This is a genomic window from Mesorhizobium sp. B2-3-6 (assembly GCF_006442305.1).
Classification (GTDB): Bacteria; Pseudomonadota; Alphaproteobacteria; order Rhizobiales; family Rhizobiaceae; genus Mesorhizobium.
In genome coordinates this window covers 15,116-30,782 of the sequence record NZ_VFVW01000008.1, presented here as the reverse complement: position 1 = coordinate 30,782, position 15,667 = coordinate 15,116, and the positions used below count along the sequence as shown (strand labels likewise).

Below are 15,667 nucleotides of genomic sequence, written 5' to 3'. Positions count from 1 at the left end.
CGGGTCCGGCCTTGTCGATTTGCCGACGACCCTTCTCGCACAGCCGGAGCAGAAAATTATGGCGCGTGTCATTTCGGTCGAGGCCGAGCGTTTTCCGATCGCCGGCACCTTCACCATTTCGCGTGGTTCGAAGACCGAAGCCGAAGTGATCACCTGCACGATCAGCGAAGGCGATTACACGGGCCGTGGCGAATGCGTGCCGTACAAACGCTATGGCGAGACCATGGATGGGGTTCGCGCCGCGATAGAGGCCATGCGCGGGCAAATCTCCGCTGGCATCGACCGGACAGCCCTGCTCGGCGCCATGCCGGCAGGCGCGGCGCGCAACGCCATCGATTGCGCCTTGTGGGACCTGGAAGCCAAGATCAGCGGCAAGGCGGTGGCTGACGCGGTCTGGCCGGCTCCTTTGCATCAGCTCGAGACGGCCTACACGCTGTCGCTGGGCGAACCCGAGGCGATGGCGGCGCAGGCCCGTGCCAACGCGGCGCGCCCGCTGCTCAAAGTCAAGATCGGCGGCGACAACGACATTGCGCGCATCCGCGCCGTCCGGCAGGCCGCGCCCGACAGCCGCATCATCCTCGACGCCAACGAGGGCTGGAACGACGACACCATCGCCGCGAACCTCGCCTTTGCCGCCGAGCAAGGCATCGCGCTTATCGAACAGCCGCTGCCGGCGGGCCATGACGGCATCCTGCGCCACATCGCGCATCCGGTGCCGATCTGCGCGGACGAGAGCGTGCATGAGGCGGGGGATCTGGCCGCGCTCGCCGGTCTCTACGATGCCGTCAACATCAAGCTCGACAAGTCGGGCGGGCTGACGGCGGCGCTCGTGCTGCGCGACCGCGCCCGCGAACTGGGTTTCGGCGTCATGGTCGGCTGCATGGTCGGCACGTCGCTGGCGATGGCGCCGGCGGTGCTGCTCGCCCAGGACGCCGATTTCGTCGACCTCGACGGACCGCTGCTGCTTGCGCGGGATCGTGTGCCCGGCCTCGCCTATGAGGGATCCTTGGTTTCACCGCCCGATCCGGCGCTTTGGGGCTGAGCGCGCCGCGAGTCCGACCAGCACCAGGCCGATGATCGCGATCGGGATCATGGCCAGGAAGCCGTCGACCCCGAAACGGTCGTAGAGCGGGCCGGAGGCGAGCGTCACGGCGGCCATGAAGAAGCCGTTGAAGAAATAGGCGATGCCCTGTGCGGCACCGGTGCGCTCTTCCGAGACCGTTTCGCCGATCATTTTCTGCAGGCCGATCAGCACCATGGCCACCGACACCGAATGCAGGGTCTGGACGCCGAAAAACCCGGCGACGCCGAGGCCAAGCGGCCAGATCAGCGGAAAGGCGATCCAGCGCACGACCGCGCCGATGCCGGCAATCACCATCACCCTGACGACCGACACGGAGGCGAATATGCGGTTGAAAAACACGAACATGCAGACTTCGGCCACCACGCCCCACGCCCACAGAAGCCCGACGACGGTGTCGCCGATGCCGATCGACTTCCAGTAGATCGACACGAAGCCGTAAAGGAAGGCGTGGCTGGCGGTGAGGATGCCGACCCCGAGGGTGAAATAGACGAAATAGGCATTGAAGAGGCTCGGCGCCGAATGCTGGATCTCCGCGGCCGAAAGCGGTGAGGCAAGGCGCGGCCGCCCAAGGCGCGGCGCAAGCAGCGCGGCAACGAGCGCGGCACCCAGTGCCGCGAAAATGATCGCCGGGACGGCTTGCGCCCCTGCCGCGGTCAGGATGAAACCACCGGCCACGTTGGCGCAGAGATACGAGATCGAACCCCACTTGCGCATGCTGGTGTAGTTGGAGCCGAAGCGGCGCACGCCCGAAAGCGCGAGCGAATCGGCCATCGGCGAATGCGGTGTCCATACGATCGTCAGCGCCAGCGACACCGCAAGCACGACGGCGTAGGAGGCCGGCAGAAAATAGCCGGCGGAAATGATCATCGATGCCGCGACGAGCGCGATATAGACGTCGGCGCGGTCCCTCGCCCGGTCCGCGAGCGCGGTGAGCAGCGGCGTCGTCACGACGCGCAGGAACATCGGAGCCGCCAGGATGACGGCGATCTGCTCGGCGTGAAAACCTTTCGCCTGCAGCCACAGCGGGAAGTAAGGCAGATGCGTGCCCTGCGACACGAACAATGTCGCGAAGATCAGGCTCATGCGCAGTTCGAAATGGCGAGGCTTGACGAGCTGTTCGGGTGAAAGCGGCGGCAGCGGCATGAATCGATCCAATAACGCTGCCGTCCACGAACGGCGAGCAGTGTGGATTGACCCTTAACATGAGGAAAAACCGGACGAAACCGATTGGCCTAATCGATTAACACCGGAATCTGTGCCTGGCACCCGCAGTCAGGCGGCCTGCACCACCCGGTCCTCGATCAGCATCGGGATGAAGGGTTCGTCCGGCGCGTCGGGCAAGACATGCGCCCAGGTCAGGATTTCCATCCGGCCGTCGAAATGTTCGACCACCGCCGTGCAGCTTTCCACCCAGTCGCCGGTGTTGATGTACTGGACGTCGCCATAGCTTTCGATCGCGGCATGATGGATATGGCCGCATATGACGCCGTCGACATGCGAGCGCCGCGCCTCGTCGCTGAGCACCATCTGGAACGAGCCGATGAAGTTCACCGCCTTCTTGACCTTGACCTTGGCCCAGGACGAAAACGACCAGTAAGGCAGGCCGAGCAGCTGGCGCAGCCGGGTGATCACACGGTTGACCTGCATGGCGGCGTCGTAGGCGTGGTCGCCGAGATAGGCGAGCCAGCGCTGATTGTGCACGACCGTGTCGAACTGGTCGCCATGAATAACGAGCAGCCGCCTGCCGTCGGCGGTTTCGTGAATGGCGCGGTCGGCGACGACGATGCCGCCGAAATGCACGCCCTGGAACTGGCGGGCGAATTCGTCGTGGTTGCCGGCGATGTAGGTGATGGTGGCGCCCTTGCGCGCCTTGCGCAGCAATTTCTGCACGACGTCATTGTGGCTCTGCGGCCAGTGCCAGCTGCGTCTCAGGCGCCACCCATCGACGATATCGCCGACGAGATAAATGATGTCGGCATCGTGATGTCTAAGGAAATCGATCAGGAAATCGGCCTTTGCCGCCTTCGACCCGAGATGGACGTCGGAGATGAACATGCTGCGGAACGTGCGGGGCTCTTGGCCGGACATCGCGAATTCACCGTTGCTTTCGCGAGCCTATGCCCCGATTCATGCAACAACCGTATGACGGTTGCGATTGGTCCAGCCCAAGAGCTAGCCTGCCGGCGAATCACAGGAGAAATCGTCATGGATCTCGGCATCCGCGGAAAGAAGGCCATCGTCTGCGCTTCGAGCAAGGGGCTCGGAAAAGGCTGCGCCATGGCGCTGGCCGAGGCTGGTTGCGACGTCGTCGTCAACGGGCGCAACGCCGAGCTGGTGGCCAAAACCGCTGCGGAGCTGCGCGAGCGTTACGGCGTGACCGTCACGGAAGTCGTCGGCGATGTATCGAAGCCCGAGGTGCAGAAGGCGCTTCTCGCCGCTTGCCCCGAACCCGACATACTGGTCAACAATAATGGCGGCCCGCCGCTGCGCGATTTCCGCGAGCTCGATCGTGCCAAGATGCTCGAAGGCGTGACCCAGAACATGGTGACGCCGATCGAGCTGGTGCAGGCGGTGATCGACGGCATGGCCGTGCGCGGTTTTGGCCGCATCGTCAACATCACTTCGCTATCGGTCTATGTCCCCATCCCCGGCCTTGATCTGTCGTCCGGCGCGCGCGCCGGCCTGACCTCCTTTCTTGCCGGCGTGGCGCGCACGGTGATCGACCGCAACGTGACCATCAACAGCCTGCTGCCCGGCAAGCTGGATACCGACCGGCTGCGCGGTCCGCACGAGGCCGGCAGCGTTGAAGACCCGACCGCGGCAGCCGCCCGCAAGGCGCGCATCAGTGCCGACGTGCCGGCCAAGCGGCTCGGCACGCCGGAGGAGTTCGGCCAGATCTGTGCCTTCCTGTGCTCGGTCCATGCCGGCTACCTGACCGGCCAGAACATACCGGTGGACGGCGGCCTCTATGTCAGCGCCTTCTGAGACCCGGTAGCGCCGGCGCCGAAGAAATTCCGCTCAAACCGTTGAAATAGATCGCTTATCCCGGCTTCGTCGATGTGAATGGCGATTGCGTCATTTGGCGTCGCGAAAAATCTCGGCCGCATGCTAAGAAGGCGGCACGCAGGATCGCAGGGAGGCCCGGAATGAACGGCGAGAGCAAGAAAACGGCACGTTCGGACCTCGACGAAGCCGCGCTCTACTTCCACAAGCACCCGACGCCGGGCAAGCTCGAAATCCAGGCCACCAAGCCGCTTGGCAACCAGCGCGACCTGGCGCTCGCCTATTCGCCCGGCGTGGCGGCCCCTTGCCTCGAAATCCGCGACGATCCGGCGACCGCGGCCGACTACACGGCGCGCGCCAATCTGGTCGGCGTCGTTTCCAACGGCTCGGCCGTGCTCGGCCTGGGCAATATCGGCCCGCTCGCTTCCAAGCCGGTCATGGAAGGCAAGGCGGTCCTGTTCAAGAAATTCGCCGGCATCGACGTCTTCGACATCGAGATCGACGCGCCCGAGATCGAGCGCATGGTCGAAACGGTGGCGGCGCTGGAACCGACATTCGGCGGCATCAACCTCGAGGACATCAAGGCGCCGGAATGCTTCGAGGTCGAAGAGCGACTGAAGGCCCGGATGGGCATACCGGTTTTCCATGACGACCAGCACGGCACCGCCATCATCGTCGCCGCCGCAGTGCTCAACGGCCTGGAATTCGCCGGCAAAACCATTGCCGACATCAAGATCGTCACTTCGGGCGCGGGTGCGGCGGCATTGGCCTGCCTCAACCTGCTGGTCTCGCTCGGCGCCAAGGTCGAGAACATCTGGGTCACCGACCGTTTCGGCGTCGCCTATAAGGGGCGCACGGATGAGATGGACCGCTGGAAAGACCCTTATGTGAAGGACACGGAGGCGCGCACGCTGGCCGACGTCATATCGGGCGCAGACGTGTTCCTCGGGCTTTCGGCCGCCGGCGTGCTGAAGCCGGAATTGCTCCAGCACATGGCGCCGAAGCCATTGATCCTGGCGCTGGCCAATCCCAATCCGGAAATCATGCCGGAAGTGGCGCGGGCGGCGCGCCCCGACGCGATGATCTGCACGGGCCGGTCCGATTTTCCAAATCAGGTCAACAACGTACTGTGTTTTCCTTACATCTTCCGCGGCGCGCTGGACTGTGGCGCCAGCGCAATCAATGAGGAGATGAAGATGGCCGCGGTGCGGGCCATCGCCGCCCTTGCCCGCGAAGAACCTTCGGATGTCGCCGCGCGCGCCTATTCCGGCGAGACGCCGGTGTTCGGACCCGAATTCCTGATCCCCTCGCCCTTCGATCCGCGCCTCATCCTGCGCATCGCCCCGGCCGTCGCCAAGGCGGCCTGCGACACCGGTGTCGCGACAAGGCCGATCAGCGACTTCTCCGCCTATATCGACAAGCTCAACCGCTTCGTCTTCCGCTCCGGCCTGGTGATGAAGCCGGTGTTCTCGTCGGCCAAGGCGTCGAGCGCCAAGCGCGTCATCTATGCCGACGGCGAGGACGAGCGCGTGCTGCGCGCCGCGCAGGTGGTTTTGGAGGAAGGCATCGCCGAGCCGATCCTGATCGGCCGTCCGCACGTCATCGAGGTGCGATTGAAGCGCTACGGACTGCGCATCAAGCCCGGCGTCGACTTCGGCCTGATCAACCCGGAGGACGATCCGCGCTACCGCCATTACGTCGACCTCCTGATCGAGCTGGCCGGCCGGCGCGGCGTGACGACGGAGGCCGCGCGCACCATGGTGCGCACCGACAACACGGTGATCGCGGCCCTCGCATTGAAGCGCGGCGACGCCGACGCCATGGTCTGCGGCCTCGAAGGGCGTTTCGAGCGGCACCTGCGCAACGTCACGCTGATCATCGGGCCACGAACCGGCATCAAGGACCGGGATCTGTCGACGCTGTCCATGCTGATCTCGCAACGCGGCATCATCTTCCTGACCGACACCCATGTTTCTGTCGACCCCACCGCCGACGAGATCGCCGAAATGACCGTGCTGGCGGCCGAGGAGATCCAGCGCTTCGGCATCGAGCCCAAGGCGGCGCTGCTGTCGCATTCGGATTTCGGCTCGCGCGATTCGCCGAGTGCGCTCAAGATGCGGCAGGCGGCGGCGATCCTGGCGCGCATCGCGCCCGAGCTGCAATGCGACGGCGAGATGCATGCCGATTCCGCGCTGTCGGAACATCTGCGCCAGCGCGTCTATCCGCATTCGCGTCTGAAGGGCGAAGCCAATCTCCTGGTGTTCCCCAACCTCGATTCCGCCAACATCACGCTGACAGCGCTCAGGACCATGATGGATGCCCTGCATGTCGGCCCGATCCTGCTCGGCACCGACAAGCCGGCGCATATCCTGACGCCCTCGGTGACTTCGCGCGGCGTCGTCAACATGACAGCGCTGGCGGTGGTCGAGGCCGCCCACAAGGCGCAAGCTGTCGTCGATCTGGGCTGAACACCAATTCGGGGGTAAACTGCGGTTTAACCACGAGCACGTAGCGTGCGGCGAACAACCAAGCAGGGTTTCGGCGGATGATGGGCAAAGGGTGGAAGCAGGCGCATCTCGCCGTGCTGCTTGGCCTGCTGCTTTCGGGCGCCGCCGTCTCCGAGCCGCAGGCCGCCTCGCGTGTCTGCCGCCAGCTCGAGACCGATCTTGCCGCGACCTCGCGCGGCAGTGGCGGTCCGGCCCTGATCCGGAAATATGACGCCGCGATCGACCGGCAACGCGAGCAGATTTCAAAGGCGCGCGGCCAGTCCAGCAGCGCCGGCTGCGGCTTCTCTCTATTCAGCCGCAATGTCAGCCAATGCGCTGGGTTCAACGCCACCATCGAGCGCATGAACGCCAATCTCGATAGCTTGCAGGCCAAGCGCGCCCGCCTCGCCGGCGGCGGTTCGCGGCGCGATCGCGCACGCATCCTGGCCGCGCTCGACACCAATGGCTGCCGCGAGGACGCGGTGGCGCCCCGCCGCGAACTCTTGCGCGAAGCGAAACGGGAACAAGGCAACGGCAATCTGTTCGACCAGCTGTTCGGCGGCGACACACGCCGGCTCGATACGCTCGACCAGTCTGACGATCCCGACGAGGAGCGCAATATCCGCCGCGTGCCGGGCCGGTCCGGCATACCGGATTTTCCGGGCGTCGGCGGCGAGTTCCGTACCACCTGCGTGCGCACCTGCGACGGCTACTTCTTTCCGATGTCGAATGCCGCCTCGGTCGGCGATTTCGAGCGCGACCAGAAGAACTGCGAATCGAGCTGTCCCGGCACCGAGATCCAGGTCTTCTATTCGCGCGGCATGGGCGACGATTCAGCCGACATGACATCGTCGGTCACCGGCCGACCCTACAGCGAACTGCCGACGGCCTATCTTTACAAGCAGCCCAACCTGTCGCGGCCGCCGGCCTGCGGCTGCAACGCCGCGCAGAACTTCCAGATCATCGGCGGCAATCCGCCAAGCCAGCAACAGTCGCGGCCGCAAACGGAGGGCGCCCCGTTCATTCCGGTGCCTGCCTCCAAACCCGATCCAGGTGCCGATCCCGAGACGCTGGCAAACGCCGCAGGCGGGCTGGACCGCGACGCCATCAAGCGGCTTGCGGTCAAACCGGTCGCATCGCCGGTCTCGACGCTGCCGCCGGAACAGCGGAAGGTCAGGGTCGTCGGGCCAACGTTCCTTCCCGACCCATCAGCGGCAATAGATCTGCAAGCTCCGGTCCCGAAGTCAGTCCGGTAAGGGCGAGCCTCAGCGGCATGAACAGCGCCTTGCCCTTGCGGCCGGTCGCTTCCCTGATCTTGGCCGTCCAGTCCTTCCAGACGGTCCCGTTCCAAGGCTCCTCGGGCAGCAGATCGATGGCCTGGTGAAGAAAATCTCGATCGGCGTCGGAAAATTCCGGCTTCTCCTGCGGCCCTTCGCGCAGGATGCGCCACCAGCCGACAGCATCGGCCAGCCTGTCGAGATTGCCGCGCACAGCCAGCCAGAACGGTTCCGCCTGCTCGCCCGATATGCCGAGCACCACCAGCCGATTCTGCGCTTCGGAGAACGGCATTTGGTGCAGCAGCGTCCGGTTGAGCACGAAAAGCTCGTCCGGGTCGAACTTTGCCGCCGACTTCGAGGTCGCCGCCGGGTCGAAACGGCTGGCGAGTTCGGTCAGGTCGTGCGCGGCGGCGACATTCTCCGACGTGCCGACGAGCACGGCCAGCGATGCGACCGCCATCGGCTCGATGCCGTCCTCGCGCAGGCTTTCGATGGAGAGTGCGCCGGTGCGCTTCGACAGCCCCTCGCCCGAAACGGTGGTCAGCAGATTGTGGTGGCCGAATTCCGGCGGCTCGGCACCCAGCGCCCGGAACAGCGCGATCTGCACGCCGGTGTTGGTGACGTGGTCGTCGCCGCGGATGACATGGCTGACGCCCATCTCGATATCGTCGACGACGGATGGCAGCGTATAGAGATAGGTGCCGTCCTCGCGCACCAGCACCGGGTCCGACAGCGAGGCGAGATCGACGGTTTCCTGCCCGCGCACTAGGTCGTTCCAATGGATTTCGGTGCGCTCCGGCTGCTGCGGATCGCCGGTGAAATTGGGCAGCAGGAAGCGCCAGTGCGGCCGGCGGCCATCGGCCTGATATTCGGCGATCTGTTCCGACGTCAGCGTCAGCGCCTCGCGGCCATAGACCGGCGGCAAGCCGCGCGTACGGCGCACCTTGCGCCTGAGGTCGAGCTCCTCCGGCGTTTCATAGCAGGCATAGAGAACACCCGCCGCCTTCAGCCGCTCGACCGCCGCGTCATAGATCTCGAAGCGACGCGACTGGTATTCGGTGGTGTCGGGAAAGATGCCAAGCCAATGCAGGTCGTAAAGGATGGCGTCGGAAAATTCCTGCTTCGAGCGCGCGACATCGGTGTCGTCGAAGCGCTGGATGAAGCGCCCCTTATGGTTCATGGCGAACAGCCAGTTGAACAGGGCGGTGCGCGCATTGCCGATATGGATGCGGCCTGTCGGCGAAGGGGCGAAACGAACGGTAACTGTCATGAGCGGGGCGTACCGGATGCTTTTGTGATTGACAAGACGCGCCCCCGTGCCGTGCCGCAGACATAGAACATGGCGCAAGCAATGAAAAGACTTGGCGGACGCGGCTCCGCCAGCAATCGCATGTCCCGCGCCGCCCGCCCGTCAGGCCGCCGGCGCCTGATGGGATGGCCTCCGGGCCAGAGCCGGAGGCCATCCCCGATCAGGTGACAAGTCCCTTGGTCAATTCGAGCGCCTGGCGCTCGAACAGGCGGCGGTAGATGCCGCCCGGCAGCCGGATCAGCGCGTCATGCGAGCCTTCCTCGGCGATCTTGCCGCGATCGAAGACCAACAGCCTGTCGAGCGCCCGCACCGTCGAAAGCCGGTGCGCGATGACCAGCGTGGTGCGGCCGACCATCAGCCGCTCCATCGCCTGCTGGATCAGCACCTCCGATTCTGAATCGAGGCTCGACGTCGCCTCGTCCAGGATCAGGATGCGCGCATCGGCGAGGAACGCGCGTGCGATCGCCACGCGCTGGCGCTCGCCGCCCGACAGCTTCACGCCGCGCTCGCCGACGAGTGTGCCGTAGCCCTTCGGCAGGTTGACGATGAAGTCGTGCGCGCTCGCCAGCTTTGCCGCGTGCTCGATCTCGGCCTGCGTGGCGCCGGGTCGGGCATAGGCGATGTTTTCGGCCAGAGAGCGGTGGAACAGGATCGGCTCCTGCTGCACGATGGCGATCTGCGCGCGCAGCGACGCCTGCGCCACCTCCGAAATGTCCTGGTCGTCGATCAGGATCCGGCCGGCGTTCACGTCATAGAGCCTCTGGATCAGCTTGACGAAAGTCGTCTTGCCCGACCCGGAATGGCCGACCAGCCCGACCCGCTCGCCCGGCGCGATATCGACCGAGAAATCGCGATAGAGCGGCGAACGGTGACTGCCATAATGGAAGGTGACGTCGTCGAAGGCGATGCCCCCTTGCGTGATGCGGATCGGTCCGGCGCCGGGCCGATCCTCGATGCCGAGCGGTTCGGACTGGAAATCGACCAGTTCCTCCATGTCGTTGATCGAGCGCTGCAGGTTGCGGATATGCGTTCCGATATCCCTGAGATAGCCTTGCAGGACGAAGAAAGAAGTCAGCACGAAGGCGACGTCGCCGGCCGTTGCCTGCCCCCACGACCACAGCATCAGCGCCAGGCCGATGACCGCCGCTCTCATCACCAGCAGCAGCACCCCTTGCGTGGTGCCGTTGATGGTGCCGCGCACCCAGGTCCGCCGCGTGCGGGCACGCCATTTGGCGACGACCTTCGCAAGCCGGTTCTCCTCGCGCTCCTCGGCGCCAAACCCCTTGACCACGGCGTTGCAGCTCACCGCGTCGGCCAGCGAGCCGCCAAGGCGCGTGTCCCAGGTGTTGGCGAGCCTGGCCGCCGGCGCGACATAACCAAGCGACAGCATCGCCGTGACGGCGATGAACAGCACCGAGCCGGCGGCGACAACCGCTCCCATCAGCGGCCAGAACCAGCCCAGCAGCAGCGTCGAGCCGACGAGCATGACGATCGACGGCAGCAGCGCGATCAGGATCGTGTCGTTGAGCAGGTCCAACGCCCACATGCCGCGCGTCACCTTGCGCACGGTCGATCCGGCGAAGCTGTTGGCATGCCAGTCGGTGGAAAAGCGCTGGACACGATGGAAGGCGTCGGCGGCGATGTCGGCCATCATCTTCAGCGTCAGTTCGACGATTCCCATGAAGGCCAGATTGCGCAGGATGACCCCTGCCAGCGCCAACGCCATCAGCATGGAAAACGCGGTCATCGCGGCATTCCAGGCGATCTCGTCGGCGCCGGCGCTGCTGGCGACGGCATCGACCAGCCGGCCGGAATAGAGCGGCGTCAGCACATCGGCCAGCGTCGACAGCAGGAAACCAGCCATGATCAGCGAAAGCCGCCAGGGCTGGCGCCGCCAATGGGTGAAAGTAAAGCCAAGAACGCTGCGAAAGGCGCTCGCGCGCAAATCGATTCGAAAACGAGCCATGATGTCATTCGGGCGCAAAAAGCCCGATCCCGGTAAGGTCAAAAATGAAAAAACCGCGCAAGGGGCTCAATGCCCGGGAATGCGGAGGTTCGGTTATGAATGGCCGCTTGCCCGAAGAAGGCGGCGACCGGCATCGGCAAAGGCCTGTTCTCGATCCGGCTTCGTTCCGAGGGTGAAAACCCTGCGGCGCGCCGGTCGGGACCTAGGCTTCGCGGCCTCGCATAACGATGTCAAATCCTGGCATTCGGTCCTCCCTAAAGGGAATCGCGGAGAGGTCCTTATAGAGATGCCTCATCGCATCGCCAAGGCTGGCAGTCGCCAAAACGGCATCTGGTCCAAGCACTGGGATAAATTTGCAACAACGGCAATGGCGCTTGGTCAGCGGATCGGCTTACGATCGAGGCGCATGTACCGGCCATCGGTCGATGCCTTGAATCCCAGTCTTTCATAAACCCCATGCGCGTCGCTGGTCGACAGGCTCCAGTGCGAAACGCTACCGAGCTCGGGGTGATCGATCAGCGCCTGCACCAGCCGCGAGCCGATGCCCTGCCCGCGATGCTGCGGCCAGACGATGATATCGGCCAGATAGGCAAACACTGTGCGGTCGGTGATCGCCCGGCCGAAGCCGACCTGTTTACCTTCGACATAAGCGCCGACGCAGAGCGAATTCGCGAAGGCGCGGCGGTGGGTCTCGTCACTGCGCCCGCCGCCCCAATAGCTTGCCATCAACAGGTCGGATGTCGCCCTGAAGTCGATCCGTGACAGGTCGAAGCTGATTTCACACTCAGGCATCGCTACCCTCGCCTGCGGCATGACGCGAATTTTCGGCCGGAACGGTGTCTAGCCGCGATCCCTGAACCGGTTGGTGATGGGATAGCGACGGTCGCGGCCGAAATTCTTCCTGGTGATCTTCACGCCGGGCGCCGCCTGCCGGCGTTTGTATTCGGCGACGTAGAGCAGGTGCTCGATGCGCGTCACCGTCGCCCGGTCATGGCCGCGCGCGACGATGTCGTCGACGCCCATCTCGTTCTCGACCAGGCATTCGAGGATGTCGTCCAGCACCGGATAGGGCGGCAGCGAATCCTGATCGGTCTGGTTCTCGCGCAGTTCCGCCGACGGCGCCTTGTCGATGATGTTCTTCGGGATCACCTCGCCCGACGGTCCGAGCGCGCCCGGCGGCACGTGGCTGTTGCGCCAGCGCGACAGTGCATAGACCTGCATCTTGTACAGGTCCTTGATCGGATTGAAGCCCCCATTCATGTCGCCATAGAGCGTGGCATAGCCGACCGACATCTCGCTCTTATTGCCTGTCGTAACCACCATCGAGCCGAATTTGTTGGAAATCGCCATCAGGATGGTGCCGCGCGCGCGGCTCTGCAAGTTCTCCTCGGTGATGCCTTCCTTGGTGCCTTCGAAAAGCTGCGTCAGCGCATGAAGGAAACCTTCGACCGGCTCGAAGATCGGCACGATGTCATAGCGGCAGCCGAGTGCGCGGGCACAGTCTTCAGCATCCTTGAGCGAATCCTTCGACGTATAGCGGTAAGGCATCATTACCGCGCGCAGCCGCTCCTCGCCCAGCGCATCGACGGCAAGGGCCGCGCAGATGGCCGAATCGATGCCGCCCGACAGGCCGAGCACGACGTTCTTGAAACCGTTCTTGTTGACGTAATCGCGCAAGCCCAGCATGCAGGCGCGGTAGTCGGCCTCCTCCCGTTCGGGGATCTTCGACATCGGTCCTTCCGAACAGACCCAGTTTTCGCCCCGTCTCCTCCAGGTGGTGATGTCGACCGCCTCCTCGAACTGGCTCATCTGGAAAGCGAGCCGCTTGTCGGCACCTATGGCAAACGACGCGCCGTCGAAGATCAGCTCGTCCTGGCCGCCGAGCTGGTTTGCGTAGATCATCGGCAGCCCGCATTCGATGACCTGGCGGATGACGACCTGGTGGCGCACATCGATCTTGGCGCGGTAATAGGGCGAGCCGTTCGGCACCAGCAGGATTTCCGCGCCGCTCTCGGCAAGCGTCTCGCAGACGCCGATGTCGCCCCAGATGTCCTCGCAGATCGGGATTCCCAGACGCACGCCGCGGAAATTGACGGGCCCCTGGATCTCCGGTCCGGCCTGGAAGACGCGCTTCTCGTCGAACTCGCCATAATTCGGCAGATCGAGCTTATAGCGCTCGGCGATGATCTTGCCGCCATCGGCGAAGACGATCGAGTTGTGGGTGCCGGTCTTGCGCTTTAGCGGCGTGCCGATGATGACGCCGGGACCGCCATCGGCGGTGTCGGCGGCAATCTCCTGCGCGGCCCGCTCGCAGGCCTTCAGGAAGGCGGGCTTCAGCACCAGATCCTCAGGCGGATAGCCGGCGAGGAAAAGCTCGGTGTAGAGCACGAGATCGGCGCCTTGACGCGCGGCATCCGCCCTCGCCTCGCGGGCCTTGGCGAGATTGCCGGCGACGTCGCCGACTGTCGGATTGAGCTGGGCAACGGCGATGCGCAGTATGTCGGGCTTCTTGGTCATGCTGCTGACTTAGCGCGGCAAAATTCGCCCCGCAATGGCGTTTGCTTGGGCCAATTTCGACATCAGTCGTTGCCCATATAGTCGCGCAGCGCCTGCGGCGAATGGTTCTCCCCGATCGACATCGCCAGGATGCGCGAAATGTGCCGGCGCGGCAGGCCGGTATCCGCAACCCAACGGTTGACCTGGGCCTGGATCTTGTCGAGATCCTTCTTCGACGTCGGGCTTTCGGCGATATCAAGCCCGGCATCGCGAAGGGCGGCCGCCATGTCGGCCGAAATGACGAAGGCGTCCCAACCCAGCCAGCGCAGGAAATACTGGCCGGTATTGCCGCCGAGCCGGCTCCCATGCTTGCCGAGATAGGCCATCAGCCCGACCTGGTCGTCGGCGGGCCACTCGGCGAGGAATGTGCCGAAGCCGCCATGCTCTTTTGACACGCGCTCGACGAAGGCAGCGTTGTCGCGAACGGATTTGATCTTCTGCGGATTGCGCACGATGCGCTGGTCGGATGCCAGTTCATGCCAGAAATCGTCAGGCTGGAACAGCAACCGCTTCGGCTCGAAGCGCAGGAACGCCTCTTCGAATCCGGGCCATTTCTGCTCGATGACGCGCCAGACGAAACCAGCGGCGAAGACGCGCTCGGCCATCGTCGACAGGATACGGTCATCGCCGATGTCGGCCACGGCGGCGTTGTCGGGAATCGGCCCGAGCAGCGAGACCAGTTCCTCCTCGCCGCCCTTGCGCTTTGCGGCGCGAGCGCGAATTTTCTTGAAGTCGACCATAAGTCCCTCCGGTTCCCATCAAATCTAGCACTTCCCGCGCGGCCCGGCAGCCTCTACCTCTATCGCCAGCCAAGCCCTTGGAGACGGCCATGAACAAGACAATCGACGATCTGGCGAACCGCTGGCTGAGACGAAAGCCAGACGGTCTCAGTGCCCTGGAGAACCGGGTGCTGCAGTCGACGCTCGAGCGCACCACGATCTCGAGGGACACCAACAAGGCCGTCGCCTTCCACCAGACCTTTGGCGACCGCCTTGCCGATAGCATCGCCCGCATCGGCGGTTCCTGGTCGTTCATCCTTGGCTTCATTGCCTTCCTGATCGTCTGGACATCAGCCAATGCCTGGCTTCTGGCGCGCGACGCCTTCGACCCCTACCCGTTCATCTTCCTCAATCTCGTCCTGTCCATGGTCGCGGCGCTGCAGGCGCCGGTGATCATGATGGCGCAGAACCGCCAGACCGAGCGCGACCGCATCGATGCCGCCCACGACTACGAGGTCAATCTGAAGGCCGAGATCGAGATCATGGCGCTGCATGAAAAGCTGGACGAAATGCGCCACGGCCAGATCATCGGCATGCGCGACGAGATCGTGCGGCTGGCCGAACTGGTCAAGCGGATCGACGAGAGGCTGTCGCAGCAATCGCCGTCATGAGCGACGCGATCCATCATTTCATCGAACAATACGGGCTGATCGCCGTTTTTCTGGGCTGTGTCGCCGAGGGCGAGAGTGCCGCCATACTCGGTGGCTTCTTCGCCCATCAGCATATCTTCGTCCTCTGGCAGACTGTCGTCGTGGCAGCGCTTGGGGCCTTCGCCGGCGACACCTGCTTCTTCATCCTGGGGAGAAGTTTCGCGGACCATCGCTATGTCGTCGGGTTGCGCAAGCGGCCCGGCTTCCGCCGCGCCTATCGTCTGCTCAACACCCATCCCAACATCTTCGTGCTGTCGAACCGCTACGTCTATGGCATGCGCCTGGTCGGTGGCATCGCGGCCGGCCTGTCGAACATCGCCGCACCCCGCTTCATCGTCTTGAACGCCATTTCCTCGGCAGTCTGGGCGGTGCTGTTCAGCACCATCGGCTATGTCTTCGGGTTGGGCGCCGAGCATTTCATCGGCCAGGCGCTGCTTCGCCATGAGCGGATATTGGTGGGCCTGGCTATCGGCCTGGCCGTGGCCGTACTCGCCTGGCTCATCGCCCGCCATTTCGCCCGAAAGGAACGCGCCAGGGAAAACTGACCGCCGGCCGGC

General features: G+C 64.4%; 13 protein-coding genes. 6 read left to right on the top strand and 7 right to left on the bottom strand.

Annotated elements, in window-relative coordinates; translation table 11 throughout:
* Positions 1 to 58: 58 nt before the first annotated feature.
* A complete protein-coding gene (dgcA, locus tag FJ953_RS22145; RefSeq protein WP_140625068.1) occupies positions 59 to 1,042 on the top strand; it encodes an N-acetyl-D-Glu racemase DgcA in 984 nt (327 codons plus the stop codon).
* Here the strand turns inward: dgcA and FJ953_RS22140 are convergent.
* Both FJ953_RS22140 and FJ953_RS22135 read right to left on the bottom strand, forming a co-directional pair.
* Positions 1,013 to 2,227: an MFS transporter gene (locus FJ953_RS22140; RefSeq protein WP_140515275.1), complete on the bottom strand. Its 1,215-nt coding sequence runs from the start codon at positions 2,225 to 2,227 to the stop codon at positions 1,013 to 1,015. The genes dgcA and FJ953_RS22140 overlap by 30 nt on opposite strands.
* Positions 2,228 to 2,356: 129 nt before the next feature.
* Positions 2,357 to 3,172, bottom strand: a complete 816-nt coding sequence (locus tag FJ953_RS22135; RefSeq protein ID WP_140515274.1) for a UDP-2,3-diacylglucosamine diphosphatase — start codon at positions 3,170 to 3,172, stop codon at positions 2,357 to 2,359.
* A 117-nt stretch (positions 3,173 to 3,289) separates the two neighbouring features.
* On the opposite strand from FJ953_RS22135, the gene FJ953_RS22130 reads away from it, so the two are divergent.
* From FJ953_RS22130 to FJ953_RS22120, 3 genes are all read left to right on the top strand, one after another.
* Positions 3,290 to 4,069 carry an SDR family oxidoreductase gene (locus tag FJ953_RS22130; protein ID WP_140557802.1) on the top strand — a complete coding sequence of 260 codons (780 nt, stop codon included), beginning with the start codon at positions 3,290 to 3,292 and terminating at the stop codon, positions 4,067 to 4,069.
* Positions 4,070 to 4,230: 161 nt separating this feature from the next.
* Positions 4,231 to 6,555 (top strand): NADP-dependent malic enzyme, encoded by a 2,325-nt coding sequence (locus tag FJ953_RS22125; RefSeq protein WP_140498933.1) that lies wholly within the window; start codon positions 4,231 to 4,233, stop codon positions 6,553 to 6,555.
* Positions 6,556 to 6,632: 77 nt separating this feature from the next.
* Positions 6,633 to 7,829: a DUF2865 domain-containing protein gene (locus FJ953_RS22120; RefSeq protein ID WP_140525386.1), complete on the top strand. Its 1,197-nt coding sequence runs from the start codon at positions 6,633 to 6,635 to the stop codon at positions 7,827 to 7,829.
* On the opposite strand, the gene gltX is transcribed toward FJ953_RS22120, so the two are convergent.
* The 5 genes from gltX to FJ953_RS22095 form a co-directional block, all read right to left on the bottom strand.
* On the bottom strand, positions 7,747 to 9,120 hold the full coding sequence (gene gltX, locus FJ953_RS22115; protein WP_140584338.1) for a glutamate--tRNA ligase: 1,374 nt from the start codon (positions 9,118 to 9,120) through the stop codon (positions 7,747 to 7,749). The genes FJ953_RS22120 and gltX overlap by 83 nt on opposite strands.
* A gap of 199 nt (positions 9,121 to 9,319) precedes the next feature.
* The gene (locus FJ953_RS22110; protein WP_140625067.1) at positions 9,320 to 11,125 is read right to left on the bottom strand and encodes an ABC transporter ATP-binding protein; all 1,806 of its coding nucleotides are present in this window, start codon (positions 11,123 to 11,125) and stop codon (positions 9,320 to 9,322) included.
* A gap of 378 nt (positions 11,126 to 11,503) precedes the next feature.
* Positions 11,504 to 11,917, bottom strand: a complete 414-nt coding sequence (locus FJ953_RS22105; RefSeq protein ID WP_140498941.1) for a GNAT family N-acetyltransferase — start codon at positions 11,915 to 11,917, stop codon at positions 11,504 to 11,506.
* A gap of 48 nt (positions 11,918 to 11,965) precedes the next feature.
* A complete protein-coding gene (locus FJ953_RS22100; protein WP_140515270.1) occupies positions 11,966 to 13,642 on the bottom strand; it encodes an NAD+ synthase in 1,677 nt (558 codons plus the stop codon).
* Between the two features lie 62 nt (positions 13,643 to 13,704).
* Positions 13,705 to 14,421, bottom strand: coding sequence for a DNA-3-methyladenine glycosylase I (locus tag FJ953_RS22095; protein WP_140525391.1), 717 nt, complete (start codon positions 14,419 to 14,421; stop codon positions 13,705 to 13,707).
* A gap of 89 nt (positions 14,422 to 14,510) precedes the next feature.
* Between FJ953_RS22095 and FJ953_RS22090 the strand changes: the two genes are divergently transcribed.
* Both FJ953_RS22090 and FJ953_RS22085 read left to right on the top strand, forming a co-directional pair.
* The gene (locus tag FJ953_RS22090; protein WP_140625066.1) at positions 14,511 to 15,071 is read left to right on the top strand and encodes a DUF1003 domain-containing protein; all 561 of its coding nucleotides are present in this window, start codon (positions 14,511 to 14,513) and stop codon (positions 15,069 to 15,071) included.
* On the top strand, positions 15,068 to 15,655 hold the full coding sequence (locus FJ953_RS22085) for a DedA family protein (protein ID WP_140498949.1): 588 nt from the start codon (positions 15,068 to 15,070) through the stop codon (positions 15,653 to 15,655). The genes FJ953_RS22090 and FJ953_RS22085 overlap by 4 nt, the downstream gene beginning before the upstream one ends.
* Positions 15,656 to 15,667: the final 12 nt, after the last annotated feature.

Coding starts and splice junctions, on each gene's coding strand:
- dgcA (WP_140625068.1), top strand. CDS start 59: ATGGCGCGTGTCATTTCGGTCGAGGCCGAGCGTTTTCCGATCGCCGGC.
- FJ953_RS22140 (WP_140515275.1), bottom strand. CDS start 2,227: ATGCCGCTGCCGCCGCTTTCACCCGAACAGCTCGTCAAGCCTCGCCAT.
- FJ953_RS22135 (WP_140515274.1), bottom strand. CDS start 3,172: ATGTCCGGCCAAGAGCCCCGCACGTTCCGCAGCATGTTCATCTCCGAC.
- FJ953_RS22130 (WP_140557802.1), top strand. CDS start 3,290: ATGGATCTCGGCATCCGCGGAAAGAAGGCCATCGTCTGCGCTTCGAGC.
- FJ953_RS22125 (WP_140498933.1), top strand. CDS start 4,231: ATGAACGGCGAGAGCAAGAAAACGGCACGTTCGGACCTCGACGAAGCC.
- FJ953_RS22120 (WP_140525386.1), top strand. CDS start 6,633: ATGATGGGCAAAGGGTGGAAGCAGGCGCATCTCGCCGTGCTGCTTGGC.
- gltX (WP_140584338.1), bottom strand. CDS start 9,120: ATGACAGTTACCGTTCGTTTCGCCCCTTCGCCGACAGGCCGCATCCAT.
- FJ953_RS22110 (WP_140625067.1), bottom strand. CDS start 11,125: ATGGCTCGTTTTCGAATCGATTTGCGCGCGAGCGCCTTTCGCAGCGTT.
- FJ953_RS22105 (WP_140498941.1), bottom strand. CDS start 11,917: ATGCCTGAGTGTGAAATCAGCTTCGACCTGTCACGGATCGACTTCAGG.
- FJ953_RS22100 (WP_140515270.1), bottom strand. CDS start 13,642: ATGACCAAGAAGCCCGACATACTGCGCATCGCCGTTGCCCAGCTCAAT.
- FJ953_RS22095 (WP_140525391.1), bottom strand. CDS start 14,421: ATGGTCGACTTCAAGAAAATTCGCGCTCGCGCCGCAAAGCGCAAGGGC.
- FJ953_RS22090 (WP_140625066.1), top strand. CDS start 14,511: ATGAACAAGACAATCGACGATCTGGCGAACCGCTGGCTGAGACGAAAG.
- FJ953_RS22085 (WP_140498949.1), top strand. CDS start 15,068: ATGAGCGACGCGATCCATCATTTCATCGAACAATACGGGCTGATCGCC.